At 72.7% G+C, this 20429-nt stretch carries 21 protein-coding genes; 14 read left to right on the top strand and 7 right to left on the bottom strand.

The window, feature by feature from the left end:
* Positions 1–33: 33 nt before the first annotated feature.
* From TR46_RS03065 to TR46_RS03055, 3 genes are all read left to right on the top strand, one after another.
* On the top strand, positions 34–1749 hold the full coding sequence (locus TR46_RS03065; RefSeq protein ID WP_042393008.1) for a glycoside hydrolase family 99 protein: 1716 nt from the start codon (positions 34–36) through the stop codon (positions 1747–1749).
* 148 nt (positions 1750–1897) lie between these two features.
* Positions 1898–2107, top strand: a complete 210-nt coding sequence (locus tag TR46_RS03060; RefSeq protein ID WP_042393005.1) for a hypothetical protein — start codon at positions 1898–1900, stop codon at positions 2105–2107.
* A gap of 156 nt (positions 2108–2263) precedes the next feature.
* A complete protein-coding gene (locus TR46_RS03055) occupies positions 2264–3319 on the top strand; it encodes a phosphatidylinositol-specific phospholipase C domain-containing protein (RefSeq protein WP_042393002.1) in 1056 nt (351 codons plus the stop codon).
* 7 nt (positions 3320–3326) lie between these two features.
* On the opposite strand, the gene TR46_RS03050 is transcribed toward TR46_RS03055, so the two are convergent.
* The gene (locus tag TR46_RS03050) at positions 3327–4136 is read right to left on the bottom strand and encodes an MBL fold metallo-hydrolase (RefSeq protein ID WP_042392999.1); all 810 of its coding nucleotides are present in this window, start codon (positions 4134–4136) and stop codon (positions 3327–3329) included.
* Between the two features lie 103 nt (positions 4137–4239).
* Between TR46_RS03050 and TR46_RS03045 the strand changes: the two genes are divergently transcribed.
* From TR46_RS03045 to meaB, 5 genes are all read left to right on the top strand, one after another.
* Positions 4240–4998, top strand: a complete 759-nt coding sequence (locus TR46_RS03045) for an SDR family oxidoreductase (protein ID WP_042392996.1) — start codon at positions 4240–4242, stop codon at positions 4996–4998.
* Between the two features lie 154 nt (positions 4999–5152).
* Entirely contained in the window at positions 5153–5383 is a 231-nt protein-coding gene (locus TR46_RS03040; protein ID WP_042392993.1) for a hypothetical protein, read from the top strand.
* Positions 5384–5508: 125 nt separating this feature from the next.
* Positions 5509–7359 carry a methylmalonyl-CoA mutase family protein gene (locus TR46_RS03035; RefSeq protein ID WP_042392990.1) on the top strand — a complete coding sequence of 617 codons (1851 nt, stop codon included), beginning with the start codon at positions 5509–5511 and terminating at the stop codon, positions 7357–7359.
* A complete protein-coding gene (gene scpA, locus TR46_RS03030; RefSeq protein ID WP_174505084.1) occupies positions 7359–9563 on the top strand; it encodes a methylmalonyl-CoA mutase in 2205 nt (734 codons plus the stop codon). The genes TR46_RS03035 and scpA overlap by 1 nt, the downstream gene beginning before the upstream one ends.
* Complete coding sequence (meaB, locus tag TR46_RS03025) at positions 9560–10621, top strand: methylmalonyl Co-A mutase-associated GTPase MeaB (protein WP_174505083.1); 1062 nt, start codon at positions 9560–9562, stop codon at positions 10619–10621. Before scpA ends, meaB begins: the two co-directional genes overlap by 4 nt.
* 39 nt (positions 10622–10660) lie before the next feature.
* Here the strand turns inward: meaB and TR46_RS03020 are convergent, their stop codons facing one another.
* Positions 10661–11041, bottom strand: coding sequence for a hypothetical protein (locus TR46_RS03020; RefSeq protein ID WP_084717820.1), 381 nt, complete (start codon positions 11039–11041; stop codon positions 10661–10663).
* A 99-nt stretch (positions 11042–11140) separates the two neighbouring features.
* Here TR46_RS03020 and TR46_RS03015 point away from each other — a divergent pair, with 99 nt between their 5' ends.
* Both TR46_RS03015 and TR46_RS03010 read left to right on the top strand, forming a co-directional pair.
* Complete coding sequence (locus TR46_RS03015) at positions 11141–12166, top strand: alpha/beta hydrolase-fold protein (RefSeq protein ID WP_042392981.1); 1026 nt, start codon at positions 11141–11143, stop codon at positions 12164–12166.
* A 36-nt stretch (positions 12167–12202) separates the two neighbouring features.
* Positions 12203–13549: an FAD-dependent oxidoreductase gene (locus TR46_RS03010; RefSeq protein WP_042392978.1), complete on the top strand. Its 1347-nt coding sequence runs from the start codon at positions 12203–12205 to the stop codon at positions 13547–13549.
* On the opposite strand, the gene TR46_RS03005 is transcribed toward TR46_RS03010, so the two are convergent.
* The 4 genes from TR46_RS03005 to TR46_RS02990 all read right to left on the bottom strand — a co-directional run bounded on the left by TR46_RS03005 (position 13489) and on the right by TR46_RS02990 (position 15434).
* The gene (locus TR46_RS03005) at positions 13489–13797 is read right to left on the bottom strand and encodes a DUF6296 family protein (protein ID WP_063770513.1); all 309 of its coding nucleotides are present in this window, start codon (positions 13795–13797) and stop codon (positions 13489–13491) included. The genes TR46_RS03010 and TR46_RS03005 overlap by 61 nt on opposite strands.
* Positions 13798–14002: 205 nt before the next feature.
* The gene (locus tag TR46_RS03000; RefSeq protein WP_174505082.1) at positions 14003–14476 is read right to left on the bottom strand and encodes an ATP-binding protein; all 474 of its coding nucleotides are present in this window, start codon (positions 14474–14476) and stop codon (positions 14003–14005) included.
* Positions 14473–14904 carry an STAS domain-containing protein gene (locus TR46_RS02995; protein WP_042392976.1) on the bottom strand — a complete coding sequence of 144 codons (432 nt, stop codon included), beginning with the start codon at positions 14902–14904 and terminating at the stop codon, positions 14473–14475. Before TR46_RS02995 ends, TR46_RS03000 begins: the two co-directional genes overlap by 4 nt.
* An 83-nt stretch (positions 14905–14987) precedes the next feature.
* Positions 14988–15434: an ATP-binding protein gene (locus tag TR46_RS02990; RefSeq protein ID WP_052432512.1), complete on the bottom strand. Its 447-nt coding sequence runs from the start codon at positions 15432–15434 to the stop codon at positions 14988–14990.
* 220 nt (positions 15435–15654) lie between these two features.
* On the opposite strand from TR46_RS02990, the gene TR46_RS02985 reads away from it, so the two are divergent.
* The 4 genes from TR46_RS02985 to TR46_RS02970 all read left to right on the top strand — a co-directional run bounded on the left by TR46_RS02985 (position 15655) and on the right by TR46_RS02970 (position 19481).
* Entirely contained in the window at positions 15655–16575 is a 921-nt protein-coding gene (locus TR46_RS02985; protein ID WP_084717816.1) for an RNA polymerase sigma factor SigF, read from the top strand.
* A 154-nt stretch (positions 16576–16729) separates the two neighbouring features.
* Positions 16730–17536, top strand: coding sequence for a hypothetical protein (locus TR46_RS37650; protein WP_052432511.1), 807 nt, complete (start codon positions 16730–16732; stop codon positions 17534–17536).
* A gap of 122 nt (positions 17537–17658) precedes the next feature.
* On the top strand, positions 17659–18087 hold the full coding sequence (locus tag TR46_RS02975) for a DUF5709 domain-containing protein (RefSeq protein ID WP_042393352.1): 429 nt from the start codon (positions 17659–17661) through the stop codon (positions 18085–18087).
* Between the two features lie 5 nt (positions 18088–18092).
* The gene (locus TR46_RS02970) at positions 18093–19481 is read left to right on the top strand and encodes an NADP-dependent succinic semialdehyde dehydrogenase (protein ID WP_042393350.1); all 1389 of its coding nucleotides are present in this window, start codon (positions 18093–18095) and stop codon (positions 19479–19481) included.
* 18 nt (positions 19482–19499) lie between these two features.
* Here the strand turns inward: TR46_RS02970 and TR46_RS02965 are convergent, their stop codons facing one another.
* Positions 19500–20174: a GNAT family N-acetyltransferase gene (locus TR46_RS02965; RefSeq protein WP_042392973.1), complete on the bottom strand. Its 675-nt coding sequence runs from the start codon at positions 20172–20174 to the stop codon at positions 19500–19502.
* Between the last annotated feature and the right edge of the window lie 255 nt (positions 20175–20429).

Here is a 20429-nt window from a genome sequence, read left to right as displayed (position 1 = left end):
CATCCGTTGCTCACCCACCCGTGAGGATCACCCATGGCACTGTCACGACGGACATTCATGGCGTCCGTGCTCGGAGGAACAGCGGTAGTCGCCGTCACCGGAACCCAGCTGCTGCGCACGGCGGACGCCGCGGTGGCCCCCGCCGGTCCGGCGGGCGACGTGGTCGGGAAGATCACCGTCGGCTACCAGGGCTGGTTCGCCTGCGCCGGGGACGGTGCGCCGATCAACGGCTGGTGGCACTGGAGCCAGAACTGGTCGCAGGCGCCGTCGCCCTCGAACAACGCCATCAAGGCCTGGCCGGACATGCGCGAGTACACCCACGGCTACCAGACCGGCTACGCCAACCTGAACAACGGCCGGCCGGCCACCCTGTTCTCCTCCTATGACCAGCAGACCGTGGACACCCACTTCCTGTGGATGCAGCAGAACGGCTGCGACACCGCCGCGCTCCAGCGGTTCAACCCCAACAGCAGCGAGGGCCCGACCCGCGACGCGATGGCCGCCAGGGTGCGCAGCTCGGCGGAGGCCTACGGCCGCAAGTTCTACATCATGTACGACGTCACCGGCTGGACGAACATGCAGTCCGAGATCAAGGCGGACTGGACGAACAAGATGTCCGCGCACACCGCGTCCGCCGCCTACGCCCGGCAGAGCGGCAAGCCGGTGGTGTGCATCTGGGGGTTCGGCTTCAACGACGCCAACCACCCCTGGGACGCCGGAACCTGCCTGGACGTCGTCAACTGGTTCAAGGGCCAGGGCTGCTACGTGATCGGCGGGGTGCCGCGCGAGTGGCGCACCGGCACCGGCGGGTCCAGGGCCGGCTACCTGGGCACCTACCACGCCTTCAACATGCTCTCGCCGTGGATGGTCGGCGCCATCGGCACCGCCGCGGACTCCGACTCGGTCTACCAGAACATCAACGTCCCGGACCAGGCGGACTGCAACGCCAACGGCATCGACTACCAGCCCTGCGTGCTGCCCGGCGACGTCTCGGCCAACCAGCGCGCGCACGGCGACTTCATGTGGCGGCAGTTCTACAACATGGTCAGGGTCGGCGCCCAGGGCATCTACATCTCCATGTTCGACGAGTACGGCGAGGGCAACCAGATCGCCAAGACGGCGGAGACCCAGGCCGGCGTCCCGGCCGGGTCCGGGCTGCTGGCCCTGGACGCGGACGGCACCGCCTGCTCCTCGGACTACTACCTGCGGCTCACCGCCGACGGCGGGCGGATGCTCAAGGGCCAGATCGCGCTGACCGCCACCCGGCCGACCTCGCCCACCGCCTCCGGCGGCCCGACCACCCCGCCGCCCACCACCCCGCCGCCCGGCACCGACCTGGCCCTGCACCGGCCGACGTCGGAGAGCAGCCACACCCAGGTCTACGCCAGCGGCAACGCGGTCGACGGCGACCCCAACAGCTACTGGGAGAGCGCCAACAACGCCTTCCCGCAGTGGATCCAGGTCGACCTGGGCAGCGCCCAGCCGGTGCGGCGGCTGGTGCTCACCCTGCCGCCCTCCTCCGCCTGGGGTGCCCGGACCCAGACGCTGTCGGTGTCCGGCAGCGCCGACGGCTCCTCGTTCGGCACCCTGGCCGGCTCGGCCGGCTACACCTTCGATCCGGCGACCGGGAACACCGCCGCCGTCACCCTGCCCGCCGGCGGCAGCGCCCGCTACCTGAGGCTCACCTTCACCGCCAACACCGGCTGGCCCGCCGGGCAGGTCTCCGGGCTGCAGGCGTACACCTCCTGACTGACGCTCAACTCCACTGAAAAATCTGAGAATTGCGTGATCCTGGACCAATCCTGGTGCGTAACAGCTACGAACGCCTCGCGGAACGCCCGGGAGAGGGCCTTCCTCCGCGATCGAAGCTGCTTCGAAACAGGGGGAACCAGGAACCATGGACCGGTGGACGACCGAGAGACAGTACGGGCGGTACGAGGACGGCTACCGCGCACTCGTCGACGACGAGTGCGCGACCTGCCACGGCACCGGGCGCGCCCCGAGCGGCGCCCCCTGCCTGCCCTGCGGGGTGCCGCTGTCGCGCAAGCAGCGGAAGATCGCGGCCCGGCTGCGGCTGACCCCGCGGCGGCTGCACCTCTGCCGCTGACGGCGCTGACGCTGCCGCCGACGGGTTGGGGTGTTCGGGGTCGGATGGCCGGGCAGTCGTCATTGTCATGTCACTGTCTATTCTTTCGGGATCCCCACCATGGTCCAGTCCGGTTGCGCGGCAGGGGCCGCGCTCCGCCACCGTCCAGGAGGAAGCATGTCCCGTCCCACCCGTCGTGCGCTCCCCTTCCTCGCGCTGCTCGCCGCGGCGCTGCTGGTGCCCGCGGCCACCGGCAGCGCCGCCGACACCGGTTCCCTCGGCGAGGCTGGTGCCACCACCGTGGGCCTGCACAACACCTACGACCCCAGCGCGTTCCCCTACCTCGCGGACGCCCTGGACACCGGCACCTCGATGATCGAGCTCGACGTCTGGGACGACTTCATCACCAAGGAGTGGAAGGTCAGCCACTCCAACCCGCTGGGGAACAGCAACAACTGCGTGGACGCGAGCAGCGCCTCCCAGCTCTACAGCGGCGGCGCCAACAAGGACCTCGGCAGCTGCCTGGACGACGTCAGGGTCTGGCTCGCGGCGCACCCCGGGCACGCCCCGCTGATGATCAAGATCGAGCTGAAGGCCGGCTTCCAGTCCACCTACGGGCTCGGCCCGACCCAGCTGGACTCGACCATCGCGGCCCACCTCGGCAGCGACGTGTTCCGCCCGGCGGACCTGCTGGCCAGGCCCGGCGGCGGCAGCTACGCCTCGCTGGACGAGGCGGCCAAAGCGAACAACTGGCCCAGCCGCAGCGATCTGGCCGGAAAGGTGATCCTGGAGATCATCCCCGGCACTGTGGAGGAGTCCAACCCCACCGACACCCTGTGGACCGACAAGGAGTACGCCCAGCACCTGAACGCCCTGTCCGCGGCAGGACAGTTGGGCCAGGCCCAGATCTTCCCCGCGGTCCACAACGCCCAGGCCGGCGACCCGCGCACGCGCTACTCCGACACCAGCCTGCGGCCGTGGTTCGTGGTCTTCGACGGTGACGCCTCGACCTACCTCAACGGCAGCATCGACACCTCCTGGTACGACACCAACCACTACCTGCTGGTGATGACCGACGCCCAGAACGTCCCCCCGGCCATCGACGACACCAACCCGACCGAGGCGCAGGCCGAGGCCAAGGTGGCGCAGCTCGCCGCCGCCCACGCCAGCGTCGTCTCCAGCGACTGGACCAAGCTCCCCGCGGTCCAGTCCGAGGCCCTGCCCCGCGGCTGACGCCGGGTCAGGAAGTCGTGCCGGCTGGAGGACCCGCTGCCGGCGGGCCCTCCAGCACGCTCGGCTGCGCGGCGAACTCGATCTCGGGGCCGAAGCGCTGCTCCAGGCCTTCGGCGAGGGCGCGCAGCGCGGCCCCGCCGTCGCCGTGGTAGGAGGAGCCGTGCATCACGGCCAGGGTGACCGGCTCCAGGTCGGCCAGTGAGCGCAGGGTCCGGGCGGCGGCGGTGAGGCAGGAGGTCTGCCGGAAGGCGGCCTCGGCGTCCAGCGCCTGGTCGACCAGGTCCGCGCCGGTGACCGCGGGTCCGTCGCCGACCTGGGTGAGCAGGTCGCCGCAGAACAGCGTGCGGGTGGTCTCCTCGAAGAGCACCCGGGCCTCCCAGTTGTGCGGCACATGCGGCGTGTTGAGGTGCCGCACGGTCCGCCGGCGGACCTGCTTGCCGCCCAGTTCGAGCAGTTCGCCGTGGGCCATCGGGACGGGCCGGCGGTCCGCCAGGTCGTTGAGCGAGACCAGGCAGCCCAGCAGTCCGTGGGCCACCTCGGCCCTCGGTGCGGCGGCCAGGAACTCGTTCATCGCCCCGCACTCGTCGGACTCGACGTGCCCGAAGGTGATCCACCGCAGCGACTCCAGCGGCACCACCCGGGCCACCGCCTCCGAGACCAGCGGGAAGAGCCGGCGCATCCCGGTGTGGAAGAGCAGCGGTTCCTCCGCGTCGACCAGGAACTGGTTGAAGGTGAAACCGGCCGGCTCGGCCACCTCGGGGATGTAGGTGGAGATCCGGTAGATACCGTCGGCGATCTCGTCCGTACGCGTCTCCATGTCCCGGACGCTACTCGGGGTGCCGATGCCTGGCGAGCGTTGCCGATGAGTTCCGGTCCCTTCGCGGATCGGTACCGGTGGAAGGCAACCAGAGGAGGCAGCTATGCAGGGGTCCACGCGGATCGAGGGATCGGTGGCACTGGTGACCGGGTCCAACCGGGGGATCGGGCTCGCGATCACGGAAGCGTTGCTGGATCGCGGCGCCGCCAAGGTGTACGCGGCGGCGAGGGACGTCAGGACGCTGGAGGGGTTGCGGCGGCGGCACGGCTCACGGGTGGTGGCGTTGGAGCTGGACGTGACCGACGGCGGGCAGGTCGCCGAGGCCGCGCGGCGGGCGGTGGACGTCGATCTGCTGTTCAACAACGCGGGTGCGTTCGAGCCGACGGCGCTCACCGACGAAAGGATCGTCGAGGTGGCCCGGCGGGAGATGGAGGTCAACTACTTCGGGGCGCTGCGGATGCTGCGGGGCTTCGCGGACACGCTGGTGCGGCGCGGCGGCGTGCTGGTCAACGTCGGTTCGGTGGCCGGGCTCAGCAATGTGCCGCTCCAGCCCACCTACAGCGCCTCGAAGGCCGCCCAGCACTCGCTCACCCAGGCCGCCCGGGCCCTACTGGCGGCCGACGGGGTGACCGTGCACGGGGTCTACCCCGGGCCGACGGACACCGAGATGACCCGGGACCTCCCGCCCGGGTTCGAGAAGGCCCAGCCGGAGCAGGTCGCCAAGGGGATCCTGGACGGCGTCGAGGCGGGTGAGGAGTACGTCTTCCCCGACCCGTTCGCGGCGGGCATCGGCGGGCAGTTCCACTCCTCCCCGAGGGGTCTGGAGCAGCAGCTGGCAGCCCTGGTCGCGCCCCCGGAGTAGCGGAGCGACAGCGGAGGGGAGTGGCCGGGCCGGCGCAGGCCGCGAACCGGTCGGCGACCCCGGTGCGGGCGGGCGGGCACCCATGACCTCCGGGACACGCCCGACCGGCCCACCCCGGGTGCCTGAAGCGGCGCGACGGGGGCAGTCTGGAGGCATGAGCGACGACAGCGCATCCGGGCAGCAACCCTCGGAGCACCATCTGATCGAGGTGGCCGGCTATCACGCCGACACCCGTTTCCGGCTCGTCAGGTTCAAGGGCATCGGCTGGGAGCCGCTGGCGGAGGGCGAGTTCGAACTGAGGGTGCGGCAGGTCTTCCCCGACATCGACCTGGACGATCCGGACCAGGTCTTCTGGACCGACCGTCCGAGGGAATGGCCCAGGTAGTCGGCCCGGGCAGCGGGCCCCCGCGCGGTCGGCTGCGTGGCACTCCGCTGCCTGCGGAGTGCAAGAGGTCAAGGTCACACGCAGCTGATCTGCAATCAGCGGTTAACCACCTCTAACCTTCGAACATGACGGTCTCACCCCAAGGGCTCTCCCTGGCCGCCGAGTTCCCGGACGCGAGCCGGGAGCAGTGGCAGCGCCTCGTCGAAGGCGTCCTCCGCAAGTCGGGTGCGGAGGACGTGTCCGGCGTACGGGCCGAGGAGCGGCTCAGCACCCGGCTGCAGGACGGCATCACGGTCCGGCCCCTCTACACCGCCGCCGACGCCCCCGCCGTGAGCAGCGGCTATCCCGGCCTGGCGCCCTTCGTGCGCGGCGGCCGGGCGCAGGGGTCGGTGCCCGGCGGCTGGGAGGTACGGCAGCAGCACGCCCAGCCGGACCCGCGCCGGGCCAACGAGGCCGTGCTCGCCGATCTGGAGAACGGCGTGGGCTCGCTCTGGCTCACCGTCGGCCCGGCCGGCCTGCCGGTCGAGGGGCTGCCGACCGCACTGGAGGGGGTCTACCTGGACCTGGCGGGGGTGGTCCTGGACGCGGGCGGCGAGACGACCGCCGCCGCCGAGCAACTCTTTCGGGTGTACCAGGAGCGCGGTATTTCCCCGCGCGCTCCCTGGGGCAACCTGGGCGCCGATCCGCTGGGCCTGACCGCCCGCACCGGCGACGCCGGCCGCGCCGACGCGGCCGCCCTGGAGGAGGCGTCCGCGCTGGCCGCCCGCTGCGTCCGCGACTTCCCCGGCCTGCGCGCGCTGACCGTGGACGCCCTCGCCTACCACGACGCGGGCGGCTCGACCGCCGAGGAGCTGGGCTGCTCACTGGCCACCGGGGTCGCCTATCTGCGCGCCCTGACCGCGGCCGGGCTGACCGTCGATCAGGCGGCCGCGCAGCTGGAGTTCCGCTACGCCGCCACCGCCGACCAGTTCACCACCATCGCCAAGCTGCGTGCGGCCCGGCGGCTGTGGTCGCGGGTCGCCCAGGTCAGCGGTGTCACCGGGGAGGCCGCCGCGCAGCGGCAGCACGCCGTCACCTCGTCGGTGATGGCCACCGAGCGCGACCCCTGGGTGAACATGCTGCGCGGCACCGTCGCCTGCCTGGCCGCCGGGGTCGGCGGCGCGGACGCGGTGACCGTGCAGCCCTTCGACAGCGCCCTGGGCCTGCCGGACGCCTTCGCCCGCAGGATCGCCCGGAACACCCAGGCGATCCTGGTGGAGGAGTCGCACCTGGCCCGGGTGATCGACCCGGCCGGCGGCTCCTGGTACGTGGAGAGCCTGACGGACGAGCTGGCCCTGGCGGCCTGGGCCTGGTTCCAGGAGATCGAGCGGGCCGGCGGCCTGGCCGCCGCGCTCGCCTCCGGCCTGGTGGGCGAGCGGATCGCGGGCACCTGGGCGGCCCGCAGCGAGGAGCTGGCGCACCGGCGCGAACCGGTGACGGGCGTCAGCGAGTTCCCCGACCTGGCCGAGGCCCCGGTGCGGCGTGAGCCCGCGCCGGCCCCGCCCGGCGGCGGCCTGCCCCGGGTCCGCAGCGCCCAGGCCTTCGAGGCGCTGCGCACCCGCTCGGACCGGCAGCTGGCCGCGACCGGGGCCAGGCCCCGGGTGTTCCTGGCGACCCTGGGCCCGGCGGCGGTGCACTCCGGCCGCTCCTCCTTCGCCGCCAACCTGTTCCAGGCCGGCGGCATCGAGACGGTGCCCGGCGAGGGCGCCGGGGCCTTCCGCGCCTCCGGAGCCGCCGTGGCGGTGCTCTGCTCCAGCGACCGGCTCTACGCCGAGCAGGGCGAAGCTGCGGTGGCCGAGCTCAGGGCGGCCGGGGCGCGACGGGTGCTGCTGGCGGGCAGACCGGAGGCGGTGGCGGGGGTGGACGGCGCGGTGTTCACCGGATGCGACGCGGTCGCGGTGCTGACTTCGACGTTCGACCTGATCGGAGCGGTGTGATGATTCCTGACTTCAGTGGGATCGAGCTGGGCGACGGCGGGACCGCCGCCACCGAGGCGGACTGGCGTGCGGCCTGGCAGCAGGCAGCCGGCAAGGATGTCGAGGAGCTGGTCTGGGAGACCCCGGAGGGCATCGCCGTCAAGCCGCTCTACACCGGCGCGGACCTGGCCGGGGCGGACTTCCTGGAGACCTACCCGGGGATCGCCCCGTTCCTGCGCGGCCCGTACCCGACGATGTACGTCAACCAGCCGTGGACGATCCGTCAGTACGCCGGGTTCTCCACCGCAGAGGAGTCCAACGCCTTCTACCGGCGCAATCTGGCGGCCGGTCAGAAGGGCCTGTCGGTCGCCTTCGACCTGCCCACCCACCGCGGCTACGACAGCGACCACCCCCGGGTGACCGGCGACGTCGGCATGGCCGGGGTGGCCATCGACTCCATCTACGACATGCGCCAGCTGTTCGACGGCATCCCGCTGGACCGGATGTCGGTGTCGATGACCATGAACGGCGCCGTGCTGCCGGTGCTGGCGCTCTACATCGTGGCGGCCGAGGAGCAGGGGGTGCCGCCCGAGAAGCTGGCAGGGACCATCCAGAACGACATCCTCAAGGAGTTCATGGTCCGCAACACCTACATCTACCCGCCGCAGCCCTCGATGCGGATCATCTCCGACATCTTCGCCTACACCTCGCAGCGGATGCCGCGCTACAACTCGATCTCCATCTCCGGCTACCACATCCAGGAGGCCGGGGCCACCGCCGACCTGGAGCTGGCCTACACCCTCGCCGACGGCGTGGAGTACCTGCGCGCCGGGCTGGCGGCCGGGATGGACGTGGACTCCTTCGCGCCGCGGCTGTCGTTCTTCTGGGCCATCGGCATGAACTTCTTCATGGAGATCGCCAAGCTGCGGGCGGCCCGGCTGCTGTGGGCGAAGCTGGTGAAGCAGTTCGACCCGCAGAACCCCAAGTCGCTGTCGCTGCGCACCCATTCACAGACCTCGGGCTGGTCGCTGACGGCCCAGGACGTCTTCAACAACGTCACCAGGACCTGCGTGGAGGCGATGGCCGCCACCCAGGGCCACACCCAGTCGCTGCACACCAACGCCCTGGACGAGGCCCTCGCCCTGCCCACCGACTTCTCCGCGCGGATCGCCCGCAACACCCAGCTGATGCTGCAGCAGGAGTCCGGCACCGGCCGGGTGATCGACCCCTGGGGCGGCAGCGCCTACGTCGAGAGGCTGACCGCGGACCTGGCCGAGCGGGCCTGGCAGCACATCCAGGAGGTGGAGGCGGCCGGCGGGATGGCCAAGGCCATCGACGCCGGCATCCCCAAGCTGCGCATCGAGGAGGCGGCGGCCCGTACCCAGGCCAGGATCGACTCCGGGCGGCAGCCGGTGATCGGGGTCAACAAGTACCGGGTCGCCACCGACGAGCGGATCGACGTGCTCAAGGTGGACAACTCCTCGGTCCGGGCCCAGCAGGTGGAGAAGCTGCGCCGGCTGCGCGCCGAGCGCGACGAGCAGGCCTGCCAGGACGCCCTGCTCGCGCTCACCGCTTCGGCCCGGGCCGGGGCCCGCAACGACGGCACCCTGGACGGCAACCTGCTGGCGCTGGCCGTGGACGCGGCCCGGGCCAAGGCCACCGTCGGGGAGATCTCCGACGCGCTGGAGGCGGTGTACGGACGGCACGCGGGCCAGATCCGTACCATCACCGGTGTGTACCGCGAGGAGGCAGGGGCGACCGGGTCCGTGGAGCAGAGCCGAGCACTCGTGCGGGCGTTCGAGGAGGCGGAGGGACGGCGGCCGCGCATCCTGGTCGCCAAGATGGGCCAGGACGGCCACGACCGCGGCCAGAAGGTGATCGCCACCGCCTTCGCCGACCTGGGCTTCGACGTGGACGTCGGCGCGCTGTTCCAGACGCCGGAGGAGGTGGCCCGGCAGGCGGTGGAGGCGGACGTGCACGTGGTCGGCGTCTCCTCGCTGGCGGCGGGGCACCTCACCCTGGTGCCGGCGCTGCGCGCGGCGCTGGCCGAGGCCGGGCGCGAGGACATCACCATCGTGGTCGGCGGGGTGATCCCGCCGCAGGACTTCGACGCGCTCTACGCGGCCGGCGCCGCCGCGGTGTTCCCGCCCGGCACGGTGATCCCGGAGGCGGCGATCGACCTGCTGCGGAGGCTGGCCGAGTCGCTCGGCCACGAGCTGCCGTGACGGGAGCGACGCCGCCCGCTCCGAGGCCGCGCGGGCCCCGTCCGGTGGATGTGGACGCCTATGCGGCCGGGGTGCTGGCGGGCTCGCGGGCCTGGATCGCCCGGGCGATCACCCTGGTCGAGTCCAGCCGCGCCGACCACCGGGAGGCAGCACAGCGGCTGCTGATCGAGCTGCTGCCGCACTCCGGCAAGGCGGTGCGGGTGGGGATCACCGGGGTGCCGGGTGTCGGCAAGTCGACATTCATCGACGCGCTGGGCACTCTGCTCACCGGCCGGGGCCACCGGGTCGCGGTGCTCGCCGTCGACCCGTCCTCCAGCCGGACCGGCGGTTCCATCCTGGGCGACAAGACCCGGATGGAGCGGCTGGCGGTGGACCCGGACGCCTTCGTGCGGCCCTCACCGACCTCCGGCACCCTCGGCGGAGTGGCCCGGGCGACCCGGGAGAGCATGGTGGTGATGGAGGCGGCCGGTTACGACGTGGTGCTGGTCGAGACCGTCGGGGTGGGCCAGTCGGAGACCGCCGTCGCCAACATGGTCGACACCTTTGTGCTGCTCACCCTGGCCAGGACCGGCGACCAGCTGCAGGGCATCAAGAAGGGCGTGCTGGAGCTGGCCGACCTGGTCGCGGTGAACAAGGCCGACGGCGAGCACATCGTCGCCGCCCGAGCGGCCGCCCGCGAGCTCGCGGGCGCGTTGCGGCTGATGCGGTCGTCCCCCGACGCGGCCTGGAACACACCGGTGCTGACCTGCAGCGGTCGGGAGGGGCTGGAGCTGGACCAGCTCTGGGAGCGGGTCGAGCAGCACCGCCGGATCCTGGACAGCGACGGGTCGCTGGCCGCGCGCCGCAGCGAGCAGCAGGTGGAGTGGGTCTGGGCGATGGTCCGCGACCAGTTGCTGACCAGGCTGCGCGAGGACGCCGGGGTGCGGGAACTGACGCCGGGTCTGGAGCAGCAGGTCAGGGACGGCAAGCTGACCGCGACGCTGGCGGCGGAGCAGATCCTGGCCGCTTTCAGGAGCGGTCTCGGCGCCGGTGCCGTGAGCGGCCCGGAGCCCCGCTGATCCGGACCGGGACGGCCGTCCGGTCGTGTGCGGGGAAGCTCAGCTGCCGTCGGCGGCTGCCGACGGGCGGTCCTCGCGCAGCCCGCACAGCCAGGCCAGCGCGTCATGGACGCCCTGGAGGTAGTCGCGCGGCGCCATCCGGTGGATCCGGTCGTCGAGTTGGGCCACCGAGGCGTCCACCTCGGCGGTGAGGTGGACCAGGTCGGGGACGGCGTAGTCGGGCCTGGCCCCGGTGACCGGGGCCATGGTGCCCCGGCCCAGGGCCCAGAGGTAGCCGGCGAGGGCGCCGCGGGAGTACTGGGTCTGCCGCTGCGGCGCTGCCGCGTCGGCCTCCAGTTCCTCGAAGGCGTGCTCGACGTCGGTGCGGTCACGGGTGCCGATGAGGTCGGTTCTCTGGACGGGTGCGCTGGAATCGGTCATGGCTGACGTCTGACCGCAACGCGGTGATGAATGCCTGGGACACGGGGGGCAACAGCCGGGTGTGGCAGGCTGGGGGCCACCTGACCCGGAGGAGCACCGATGCTGCCATGGTCCGCCGAACTGTCCGGACGGATCGACGAACAGGTCCTCACCAGTGAGCTGCTGCGCGGCAACCACCTGGGCGACCCGTTCGAGCGCCCGCTGCACGTCTACCTGCCGCCCGGCTACGACGACGAACCCGACCGCCGCTACCCCAGCGTCTACGTGATCCAGGGCTACACCGGCCATCTTGGCATGTGGTACAACCGCACCCCGTTCCGCCAGCCGTTCCCGGAGACGGCCGACGCGCTGTTCGCCGCCGGGACGCCGCCGGTGATCGTCGTCCTCGTGGACGCCTGGACCTCCTACGGCGGCAGCCAGTTCGTGGACTCGCCCGGTACCGGCCGCTACCACTCGTACCTCTGCGACGAGGTGGTCCCCTTCGTCGACTCCCGCTACCGCACCCTCGCCGAGCGCGACCACCGCGCGATCTCCGGCAAGTCCAGCGGCGGCTTCGGCGCGATGATCACCCCGATGCTGCGTCCCGACCTCTTCGGCGCGCTGGCCACCCACGCCGGCGACGCCCTCTACGAGTACTGCTACATCGCCGAGTTCCCCCAGGTGGTCCGGGCGCTGCGGGACTGGGACGGCGACATCGCCGCCTGGTGGGACGACTTCCGCGGCCGGCCGGCGCTGACCAGGCCCGGCGACGACACCGTGCTCTCCGCGCTCGGCGTGGCCGCCTGCTTCTCCGCCGACGATGACGGCACCCCGCGGCTGCCCTTCGACACCAGGACCGGCGAACTGCTCCCCGAGGTGTGGCAGCGCTGGCTGGCGCTGGACCCGGTGCGGATGGTCCCCGGGCACACCGAGGCGGTCCGCTCGCTGCGCGCGGTCTGGATCGACGCGGGCACCCGCGACGAGTACTACCTCGACATCGGCGCCGAGGCCTTCCACCGCGCGGTCCTGGCCGCCGGACTGCCGGCGGAGTCGGTCCACTTCGAGCTCTTCGAGGCCGGGCACGGCGGCATCGACTACCGCTACCCGCTCGCCCTGGACTGGCTCGCCCGCCGCATCCAGCCCTGAGCCGTGCTCCGCCCCCGGGCGGCTAGTCTCCAGAGCATGACGGAGCATCTGGTGGTGGTCGGCGGGGACGCGGCGGGGATGAGCGCGGCGGCGCAGGCGCGGCGGCTGCGGGGGCCGGAGCGGCTGCGGATCACCGCCTTCGAACGCGGCCACTTCAGCTCCTACTCGGCCTGCGGCATCCCCTACTGGGTCGGCGGCGAGGTGCCCGAGCGGGACGCGCTGATCGCCCGGTCACCGGAGGAGCACCGGGAGCACGGGATCGACCTGCGGATGCGCACCGAGGTGGTCGAGCTGGACCTGGACCGGCGGCGGGTGCGCAGCCGGGACCTGGAGGACGGCACCGAGGCCTGGACCGGCTTCGACCAGCTGGTGATCGGCACCGGCGCCGAGCCGGCCCGGCCCGCGCTGCCCGGCTTCGACGCGCCCGGGGTTCACGGCGTGCAGACCCTGGACGAGGGCCAGGCGCTGCTGCGGACGCTGGAGCGGGACTGCCGCCGGGCGGTGGTGGTCGGCGGCGGCTACATCGGCATCGAGATGGCCGAGGCCATGAAGCGGCGCGGGCTGCAGGTCACCGTGGTGCACCGGGCGCCCGAGCCCATGTCCACGCTGGACCCGGACATGGGCCGGCTGGTGCGGCTGGCCATGGAGGGCATGGGCATCGAGGTGGTGCCCGGCGCCGAGGCCAAGGAGGTGCTGCTGGGACCGGACGGACGGCCCGCGGCGGTGGCCACCACCGTGGGCGAGCACCCGGCCGACCTGGTGGTGCTCGGGATGGGCGTACGGCCGCGTACGGAGCTGGCACGGGCTGCGGGGCTGCCGCTGGGGGAGTCCGGCGGACTGCCCACCGACGAGCGGATGCGGGTCCCGGGACAGGACGGCGTCTGGGCCGGCGGCGACTGCGTCGAGGTGCTGGAGCTGGTGTCCGGGCGGCACCGGCACATCGCGCTGGGCACGCACGCCAACAAGCACGGCCGGGTGATCGGCATCAACATCGGCGGCGGCAGCGCGGTGTTCCCCGGCGTGGTGGGCACCGCCGTCAGCAAGGTGTGCGAACTGGAGATCGCCCGCACCGGGCTGACCGAGCGTGAGGCTGCGGCTGCCGGGCTGGCCTACGAGTCGGCCGTGATCGAGGCGACCAGCCGGGCCGGCTACTACCCGGGCGCTGCCCCGATGACGGTCAAGATGACCGCCGAGCGGGGCAGCGGACGGCTGCTGGGGCTGCAGATCGTCGGCCGCGAGGGGGCGGCCAAGCGGGTGGACATCGGCGCGGTTGCGCTGACCGCGCGGATGACGGTCGATCAGGTGGTGTCCCTGGACCTGGGCTACGCCCCGCCGTTCTCCCCGGTCTGGGATCCGGTCCTGGTGGCCGCCCGCCGGCTCTGAGCCGGCAGCGGACGGCAGGCCGAGGGGCGGCGCGGGCGCTGGTGGACGCTGGTGACGAGCATCCGGACCTCGCCGCGGTCGCTGATCTCGGCGCGGATGATGCCGGTCTCGTCGGTGTACACGGGGTGGCCGCCGGGGCCGTGGGCGCTGGTGCGGTGCACCACGACGCCGTCGACCGGAGCGGGGGTGGGCCTGCGGCCCGAAGCTGTCGGCGGCAGCGGGGCGAAGGTCAGCTCGAAGCGGGTCAAGTCGGTCACCGTTCTGTGGGGCAGAGGGATTGGACCCCGCCTGCCCCGGATCATCCGTCCCATGCGTCCCGTTGGTAGCTGACGGTCACCTGACTGCCCTGGGCAGGTACGACTTGCCCACTGTGGGTCAGTTGCAGACCCGTAGTGGCGCGGGGAACTGCGCGACAAGCCACCCACGGTCCGCAGTCGAAGAAACGGCCGGAACCTACTCCTCGCTGCCCACGACGGCGCCGAGCGGGGAGGGGACCTCCAGCCACACCGTCTTGCCCGAGCCGCGTGCGGTGGTGCCCCAGTCGCGGCTGAGCCGCTCCACCACGTGCAGCCCGTGGCCGCCGGGCAGTGAGGGGCTGGCACGGCGCGGGGTGGGCGTGGTCGGGCTGGGGTCGGTGACCTCGACCCGGAGCCGCTCGTCGGTGCAGTGCAGGACCAGCTCCTCCGGGCCGCCGGCGTGCAGGCAGGCGTTGGTGACCAGCTCGGAGACCAGCAGCAGGACGTCCTCGACCACCAGCAGCTGCTCCTCGGCCGCGTCGGCCGACCCGTCGGCGGGGATCCACTGCCAGTCCGTCAGCGCGACGCGGGTGAAGTCGCGGCAGCGCCCGATCACGCCCTTGCCGCCGGAGAGCGCCAGCCGCCGGGCCTGCCCCCCGGCAGGCAGCCCCGTCCGGGCGCGCTCGGTCATTTGTCGTCCGCCCGGGTCGCGGTGTCCTCACTGAGGGCGTCGGCACCGAGGCCGTCGGCGAGCGTGGGATAGGTCCGGAACACCCCGTCGACGCCGGTGATCTCGAACAGCCGGGCGACGGCCGCGTGCAGTCCGGTGAGTTCCACGGCGGAGCCGCTGTCGGCGGCGGTCATCCGGGCCCGCAGCAGCACGTTCAGACCGGTGGAGTCGCAGAACTCCAGTGCCGCGCAGTCCACCAGGACCCGGGGGGCGCCCGCGGCGAAGACCGTCTCGAAGGCGCTGCTGAGCGTGTCCGCGGTGTCGTGGTCCAACTCGCCCGCCAACCGCAGCACTGTGGCGTCCGGGGCGTCCTGTCCGGGGCCGACGGAGACACTGAAGCGCGCGTCGCCGGCGTCCTCGTTGGTCGCTCCCGCTGCTCCTTGGTCCATGCAGTCTGCTCCTCGCCCGCGGCCCGATGCGTAGGTGCCCATCATGCCTCAGCGGCGCTGCCCGCGGCCGGACTCCCCGGCGATCAGTGCCTGTTGCCCGTCGCGTTGTCGGTCCTCACCGGCAGGGTGACGGTGATCGTCTTGCCCTGCCGCGGGTCCCGGGCGATCTCGACGTCCTCGGCGATCCGCAGCAGCAGGTGCCAACCGAAGCCGCCCCGGCCGGCCGACAGGTCCGGGTGGCGCGGGATCGGCGCCTCGGTGCTGGTGTCGCTGACCGCCACGGTCAGCCGCATACCGTCGTCGGTGAGGCGCAGCACGCAGGGGCCCGGCGCGTGCCGGAGCGCGTTGGCGACCAGTTCGCCCGAGGCGATCAGGACGTCCTCCACCACCGTCGGGGCCAGCGGGGGATCGCGGTCCTCGAGAAAGGCCCGGGTGTGGTCCCGCGCGCGGGGCGAGGTGCCGACGGCTCCGCTCAGCGGTAGGTCGGTGCTGCGGACCCGGAGTCCAGCTCCTGGGCGGTCGGTGCCCACGGTGTGCTCCTCTGGGAGGACTGCGGTGGTGCGACGGGTCGTTCCGGAGGAACGCCTACCCCTGGCTCGGGGCGGGATGCGGGCGAACCGGGGGCGAAAGAAGAACCGCCCACGGGGGGCGTGGGATCAGCAGCCCTGGGTACGCGATGAGGTAGACGCGTAGATTTCGGCAGATCTCGGTTCGACTCGTTTCGCACGACGAACCCTCGGGAGGGGCTCCATGCACGCCAGTACGCAGGCCATGCTGCAGCGTTCCGCGCCGAACACGTCCCAGGCCCCGGCCCGGGGCGCGGCCCCGGCCTCGGCTCCGGCTCCGGCCGGACCAGCACTCTTCCCTGACTTCGACCTGTCCGACCCCACCACCGTCAGCCCCACCGACGCGCGCGCCATGTCCAAGGTGATGTTCGCCCGACTTGCGACGCTGGACGAGGGCACCCACGAGTACCAGTACGTACGCAACACCCTGGTCGAACTCAACCTGGCGCTGGTGAAGTTCGCCGCCGCGCGGTTCCGCACCCGCAGCGAGCCGATGGAGGACATCGTCCAGGTCGGCACGATAGGCCTGATCAAGGCCATCGACCGGTTCGACCTGGACCACGAGGTGGAGTTCCCCACCTTCGCCATGCCGACCATCGTCGGCGAGATCAAGCGCTTCTTCCGGGACACCAGCTGGGCCGTGCACGTGCCGCGACGGCTGCAGGAGCTGCGGCTGCGGCTGGCCCGGGCCACCGACGAGCTGTCCCAGGCGATGGACCGGGCGCCCACCCCCGCCGAACTGGCCGCCCACCTCGAACTGACCGAGGACGAGGTGCGCGAGGGCCTGGTCGCCGCCAACGGATACTCCGTCAGCTCCATCGACGCCGGGCTGGCCTCCGCCGAGGACAGCGCCGACGGCACCTCCTTCGCGGAGCGGCTGGGCGAGCCCGACCCGGGGCTGGAGGGCATCGAGAACCTGGAGTCGCTCAAGCCGCTGATCGCCCAGCTCTCGGACCGGGAGCGGCTGATCCTCTCGCTGCGCTTCGTCTCCGACATGACGCAGTCCCAGATCGGCGAGCAGCTCGGCATCTCGCAGATGCACGTCTCGCGGCTGCTGTCCCGGGCACTGGGCCGGCTCCGCAGCAGACTGCTGGTCGATGAATGACCGGTGGCGCGACGACCGATGGGGTCGATGGCGAAGCAGAAAAGGGAAGAGCTCAGGGAGAAAGGGACGAACGCGCCCAGGAACCTCCCAGCTTTTGCGTGACCATTACACCTGCGGCGGTTCAGGTCGACCCGCGCCGACCTATCCTGTGCACATGTCGGAGGAGATTGAAGTCAGCCTCACCCTGCGGGTACGGCTGACCGACTGGGACGGCCTGCGGGCGGCCGGTCTCGGCGCGGTGTCCCGCGGGGCCGGTGCGGAGGAAGTACGGGCCAGGGCCGAGCAGGTCGCGTCCGGGCCCTACGGGGCGCTCGCGGTGCTCATCGACCCGGACCGGCTGCTGGCCGGGATCGACAGCGTCGAGGCGGTCACCTCCGTGGTCGCGGTGGGTGCGCCGGGCAGCTTCGGCGCCGGGCGGGCGCCGGACTTCGGCGCACTGTTCCCGCTGGTCCCGCCGTCCGGGTCGGAGACGCCCTGGCTGCTCACCCCGCGCACCGCCGCCGTGCTCCACGGCCAGCTGCGGATACTGGCCGACTGCGCCCGCAACGAACTGGTCGAGCTCGGCGGCGCCCCGGTGCGGCCGGAGACCCGCAGCGGCGTGGTGTTCGCCGCGCTCCCCAAGCCGACCTGGGGCCAGGGTGCCGACTGGCGCAACCGCTTCATCTCCTCGTTCACCGCCCTGGCGGCCGACCTGGCGGCGGGGGAGTGGCCGCGGCCGCGCTGCCCTGCCGAGGAGATGGCGCTGCACCTGGCCCTGCTGGACGCCGAGGAAGCGCTTTCCGACGTGCCCGAAGGGGTGGAGAGCGATGTGGCGGGTCTGCCGGTCAGCGTGTACGACTACGACTGGAGCGGCTGCCGGTCCACCTTCTTCCGCCATGCCGACGTGCTGCTGCGCTACGAGGCCAGGTCCCCCGCGCTGGAGGACCCGGCTGCCTGGTTCACCGCCTTCGGGTCGGGATGAGGCCCGGGGAGTGCTGATCCGCTGCCCGGGCAGGGGTGGGCGAGGCACGATGGGATGAACCAGTGGGTCCGAGAACGAGCCACCGGGTCCGAGAACGAGGAGGAGCGACCGTGAGCGACGACATGACCGGTGACGGGGTCTACCAGCCCGATCCCGGCGAGGACGAGCACGACGACAACGGGCTGCTCGACTCCGAGGACACCCTGGTCGACCGCGGCCTGGACGACGCCCTGGACGAGGGCTACTCCCCGCCCGAGCGGCCGCTGGCGGTCAACCGCTACGGCGGCACCGAGACCCTGGACGAGCGGCTCGCCGAGGAGGTCCCCGAGGCCGAGCAGGACCTCGGCGACGGGGTCGGCGACACCTGGGACACCGACGGCGAGGAGATCGACGACGAGGTCGGCGACGTCCGCGCCGGCCGGCTGGTCGCCCCGGGCGAGGGCTCGCACCTGGAGACCGACGGCCTGATCGCCTACGACCAGGGCATCGACGGCGCCGGGGCCTCGGCCGAGGAGGCCGCCGTGCACGTGGTCCCCGACGGGGAGTGGTGAGGGACATGGCGATCGCCACCATCAACCCCGCCACCGGCGAGACCGTGGAGACCTTCCAGGCGCTGGACGCGGACGGCGTCGAGACCCGGCTGGCCCGCGCGGTGAGCGCCTTCGAGACGCACCGCCGCACCTCCTTCGGCGAGCGCGCCGCGCTGCTGCGGGCCGCCGCCGACCTGCTGACGGCCGAGCGGGAGCCCACCGCGGCGCTGCTCACCCTGGAGATGGGCAAGCCGCTGGCGCAGGCCCTGGCCGAGGCCGACAAGTGCGCCAAGGCCATGCGCTGGTACGCCGAGCACGCCGAGGCGCTCCTCGCCGACGAGCACCCGGACCCGGCCGACGTCGCCGACGCGGGCGCCTCGGCGGCCCATGTCCGCTACCGGCCGCTGGGTCCGGTGCTGGCGGTGATGCCGTGGAACTTCCCGCTCTGGCAGGTGGTCCGGTTCGCCGCCCCGGCGCTGATGGCCGGGAACACCGCGCTGCTGAAGCACGCATCCAACGTCCCCCGTACGGCGCTGCTGCTGGAGTCCCTGTTCACCCGTGCGGGCTATCCGGAAGGCTGCTTCCAGACCCTGCTGGTGGGCTCGGGGGCGATCGAGGCGGTGCTGCGCGACCCCAGGGTCGCCGCGGTGACGCTGACCGGCAGCGAGGGGGCCGGCCGGGCGGTCGCCGCGATCGCCGGCGACGAGGTCAAGAAGAGCGTGCTGGAGCTGGGCGGCAGCGACCCGTACCTGGTGCTGCCCTCGGCGGACGTGCAGCGGGCGGCCGAGGTCGCGGTGACCGCCCGGGTGCAGAACAACGGCCAGTCCTGCATCGCCGCCAAGCGCTTCATCGTGCACGCGGACGTCTACGAGGAGTTCGCCGCCGCCTTCGTGGCGGGGATGTCCGCGCTGCGGGTGGGCGACCCGGCGGAGCCGGGGACCGACGTGGGCCCGCTGGCCACCGAGGGCGGCCGGGCCGACCTGGAGGAGCTGGTCGACGACGCGCTGCGGCGCGGCGCCAAGGCGCAGTGCGGCGGCCGCAGGCCGGAGGACCGCACCGCCGGCTGGTTCTACGAGCCGACGGTGCTCACCGGGATCACCCCGGACATGCGGATCCACCGCGAGGAGTGCTTCGGCCCGGTCGCCACCCTCTACCGGGTCGACGACCTGGACCAGGCGGTCGCGCTGGCCAACGACAGCACCTTCGGCCTCAGCTCCAACGCCTGGACCACCGACCCGGCCGAGCAGGAGGTACTGGAGCGCGATCTCCAGGCCGGCGCCGTGTTCTTCAACGGCATGACCGCCTCGCACCCGGCCCTGCCCTTCGGCGGGGTGAAGCGCTCGGGCTACGGGCGCGAGCTGGCCGGGCAGGGCATCAAGGAGTTCTGCAACACGACCACCGTCTGGTACGGCTGACGGACCGTCGGCCCGCGGCTAGGGGACGGTGACGCCGACGAAGCCGACCTTGCGGCGGGTCCGGAAGCCGAGCGACTCGTACAGCCGCACCGCGCCGGTGTTGTCGATCGCCGCGTGCAGGAACGGCTGCCCGCCCCGGGCCGTGATGCCGTCCGACACCGCCAGCACCAGCCGGGCCGCCAGGCCCTGGCCGCGGTAGGCCGGGTCGGTGCAGACCGCGCTGACCTCGGTCCAGCCGGGCAGCCGCATCCGCTCCCCGGCCATCGCCACCAGCGCGCCGTCGCGGCGCAGCCCCAGGTAGCGGCCCAGCCGCACGGTGCGGGCGAGGAACGGGCCCGGCCTGGTCCTGGCGACCAGGTCGAGGATCTCCGGGACGTCGTCCTCGGTCAGTTCGACCGCCTCCGGGTCGGGGCGGCCGCGGACGGCCTCGCCGGTGAGCTGGAAGCAGTCGACGCGCAACCACTCCTCCCAGTCCGCGGGCGCCGGGGTGGCGTCGGAGGGGAGGAACAGCCGCCGGCCCGGCCCCGCCAGCGCGGCGGCGTCGGCCCAGGCGCCGGCGTCCGCGCCGACCGGCACGGCGGTGAACGGCGCCACGTCCGGCTGGTAGCGCAGGGCCTGGCCACGGCGCTCGGCGAACTCCGCGTGGGGGCCGGTGAGGGCGGCGTGGGCGGGGTTGTCCAGCGGATGGTTCATCGGGTCCCTCAGCGGTTCGGGTCAGCGGTTCGGGTCAGCGGTTCGGGTCTACTCCTCAGCCACGACACCGCTGTCCGGCCGTTTATTCCTGGCCGTGCAGTCCGGTGTCCCCCGTGGACAACATCCGTTGTCCGGTCTCGCTGTAAGGTGTGTGCCGCGGGCCGTGGCGCGGCCGGCTCCAGGGAGGGAACCCACGTGGTGTCACGAAGAACTGCGGAACCATCAGCAGGCGGGGCCGGCCGGACCTTCTGGGAG

The organism is Streptacidiphilus carbonis, assembly GCF_000787775.1.
GTDB classification, from domain to species: domain Bacteria; phylum Actinomycetota; class Actinomycetes; order Streptomycetales; family Streptomycetaceae; genus Streptacidiphilus; species Streptacidiphilus carbonis.
This window is presented reverse-complemented; position numbering and strand designations above follow the sequence as displayed.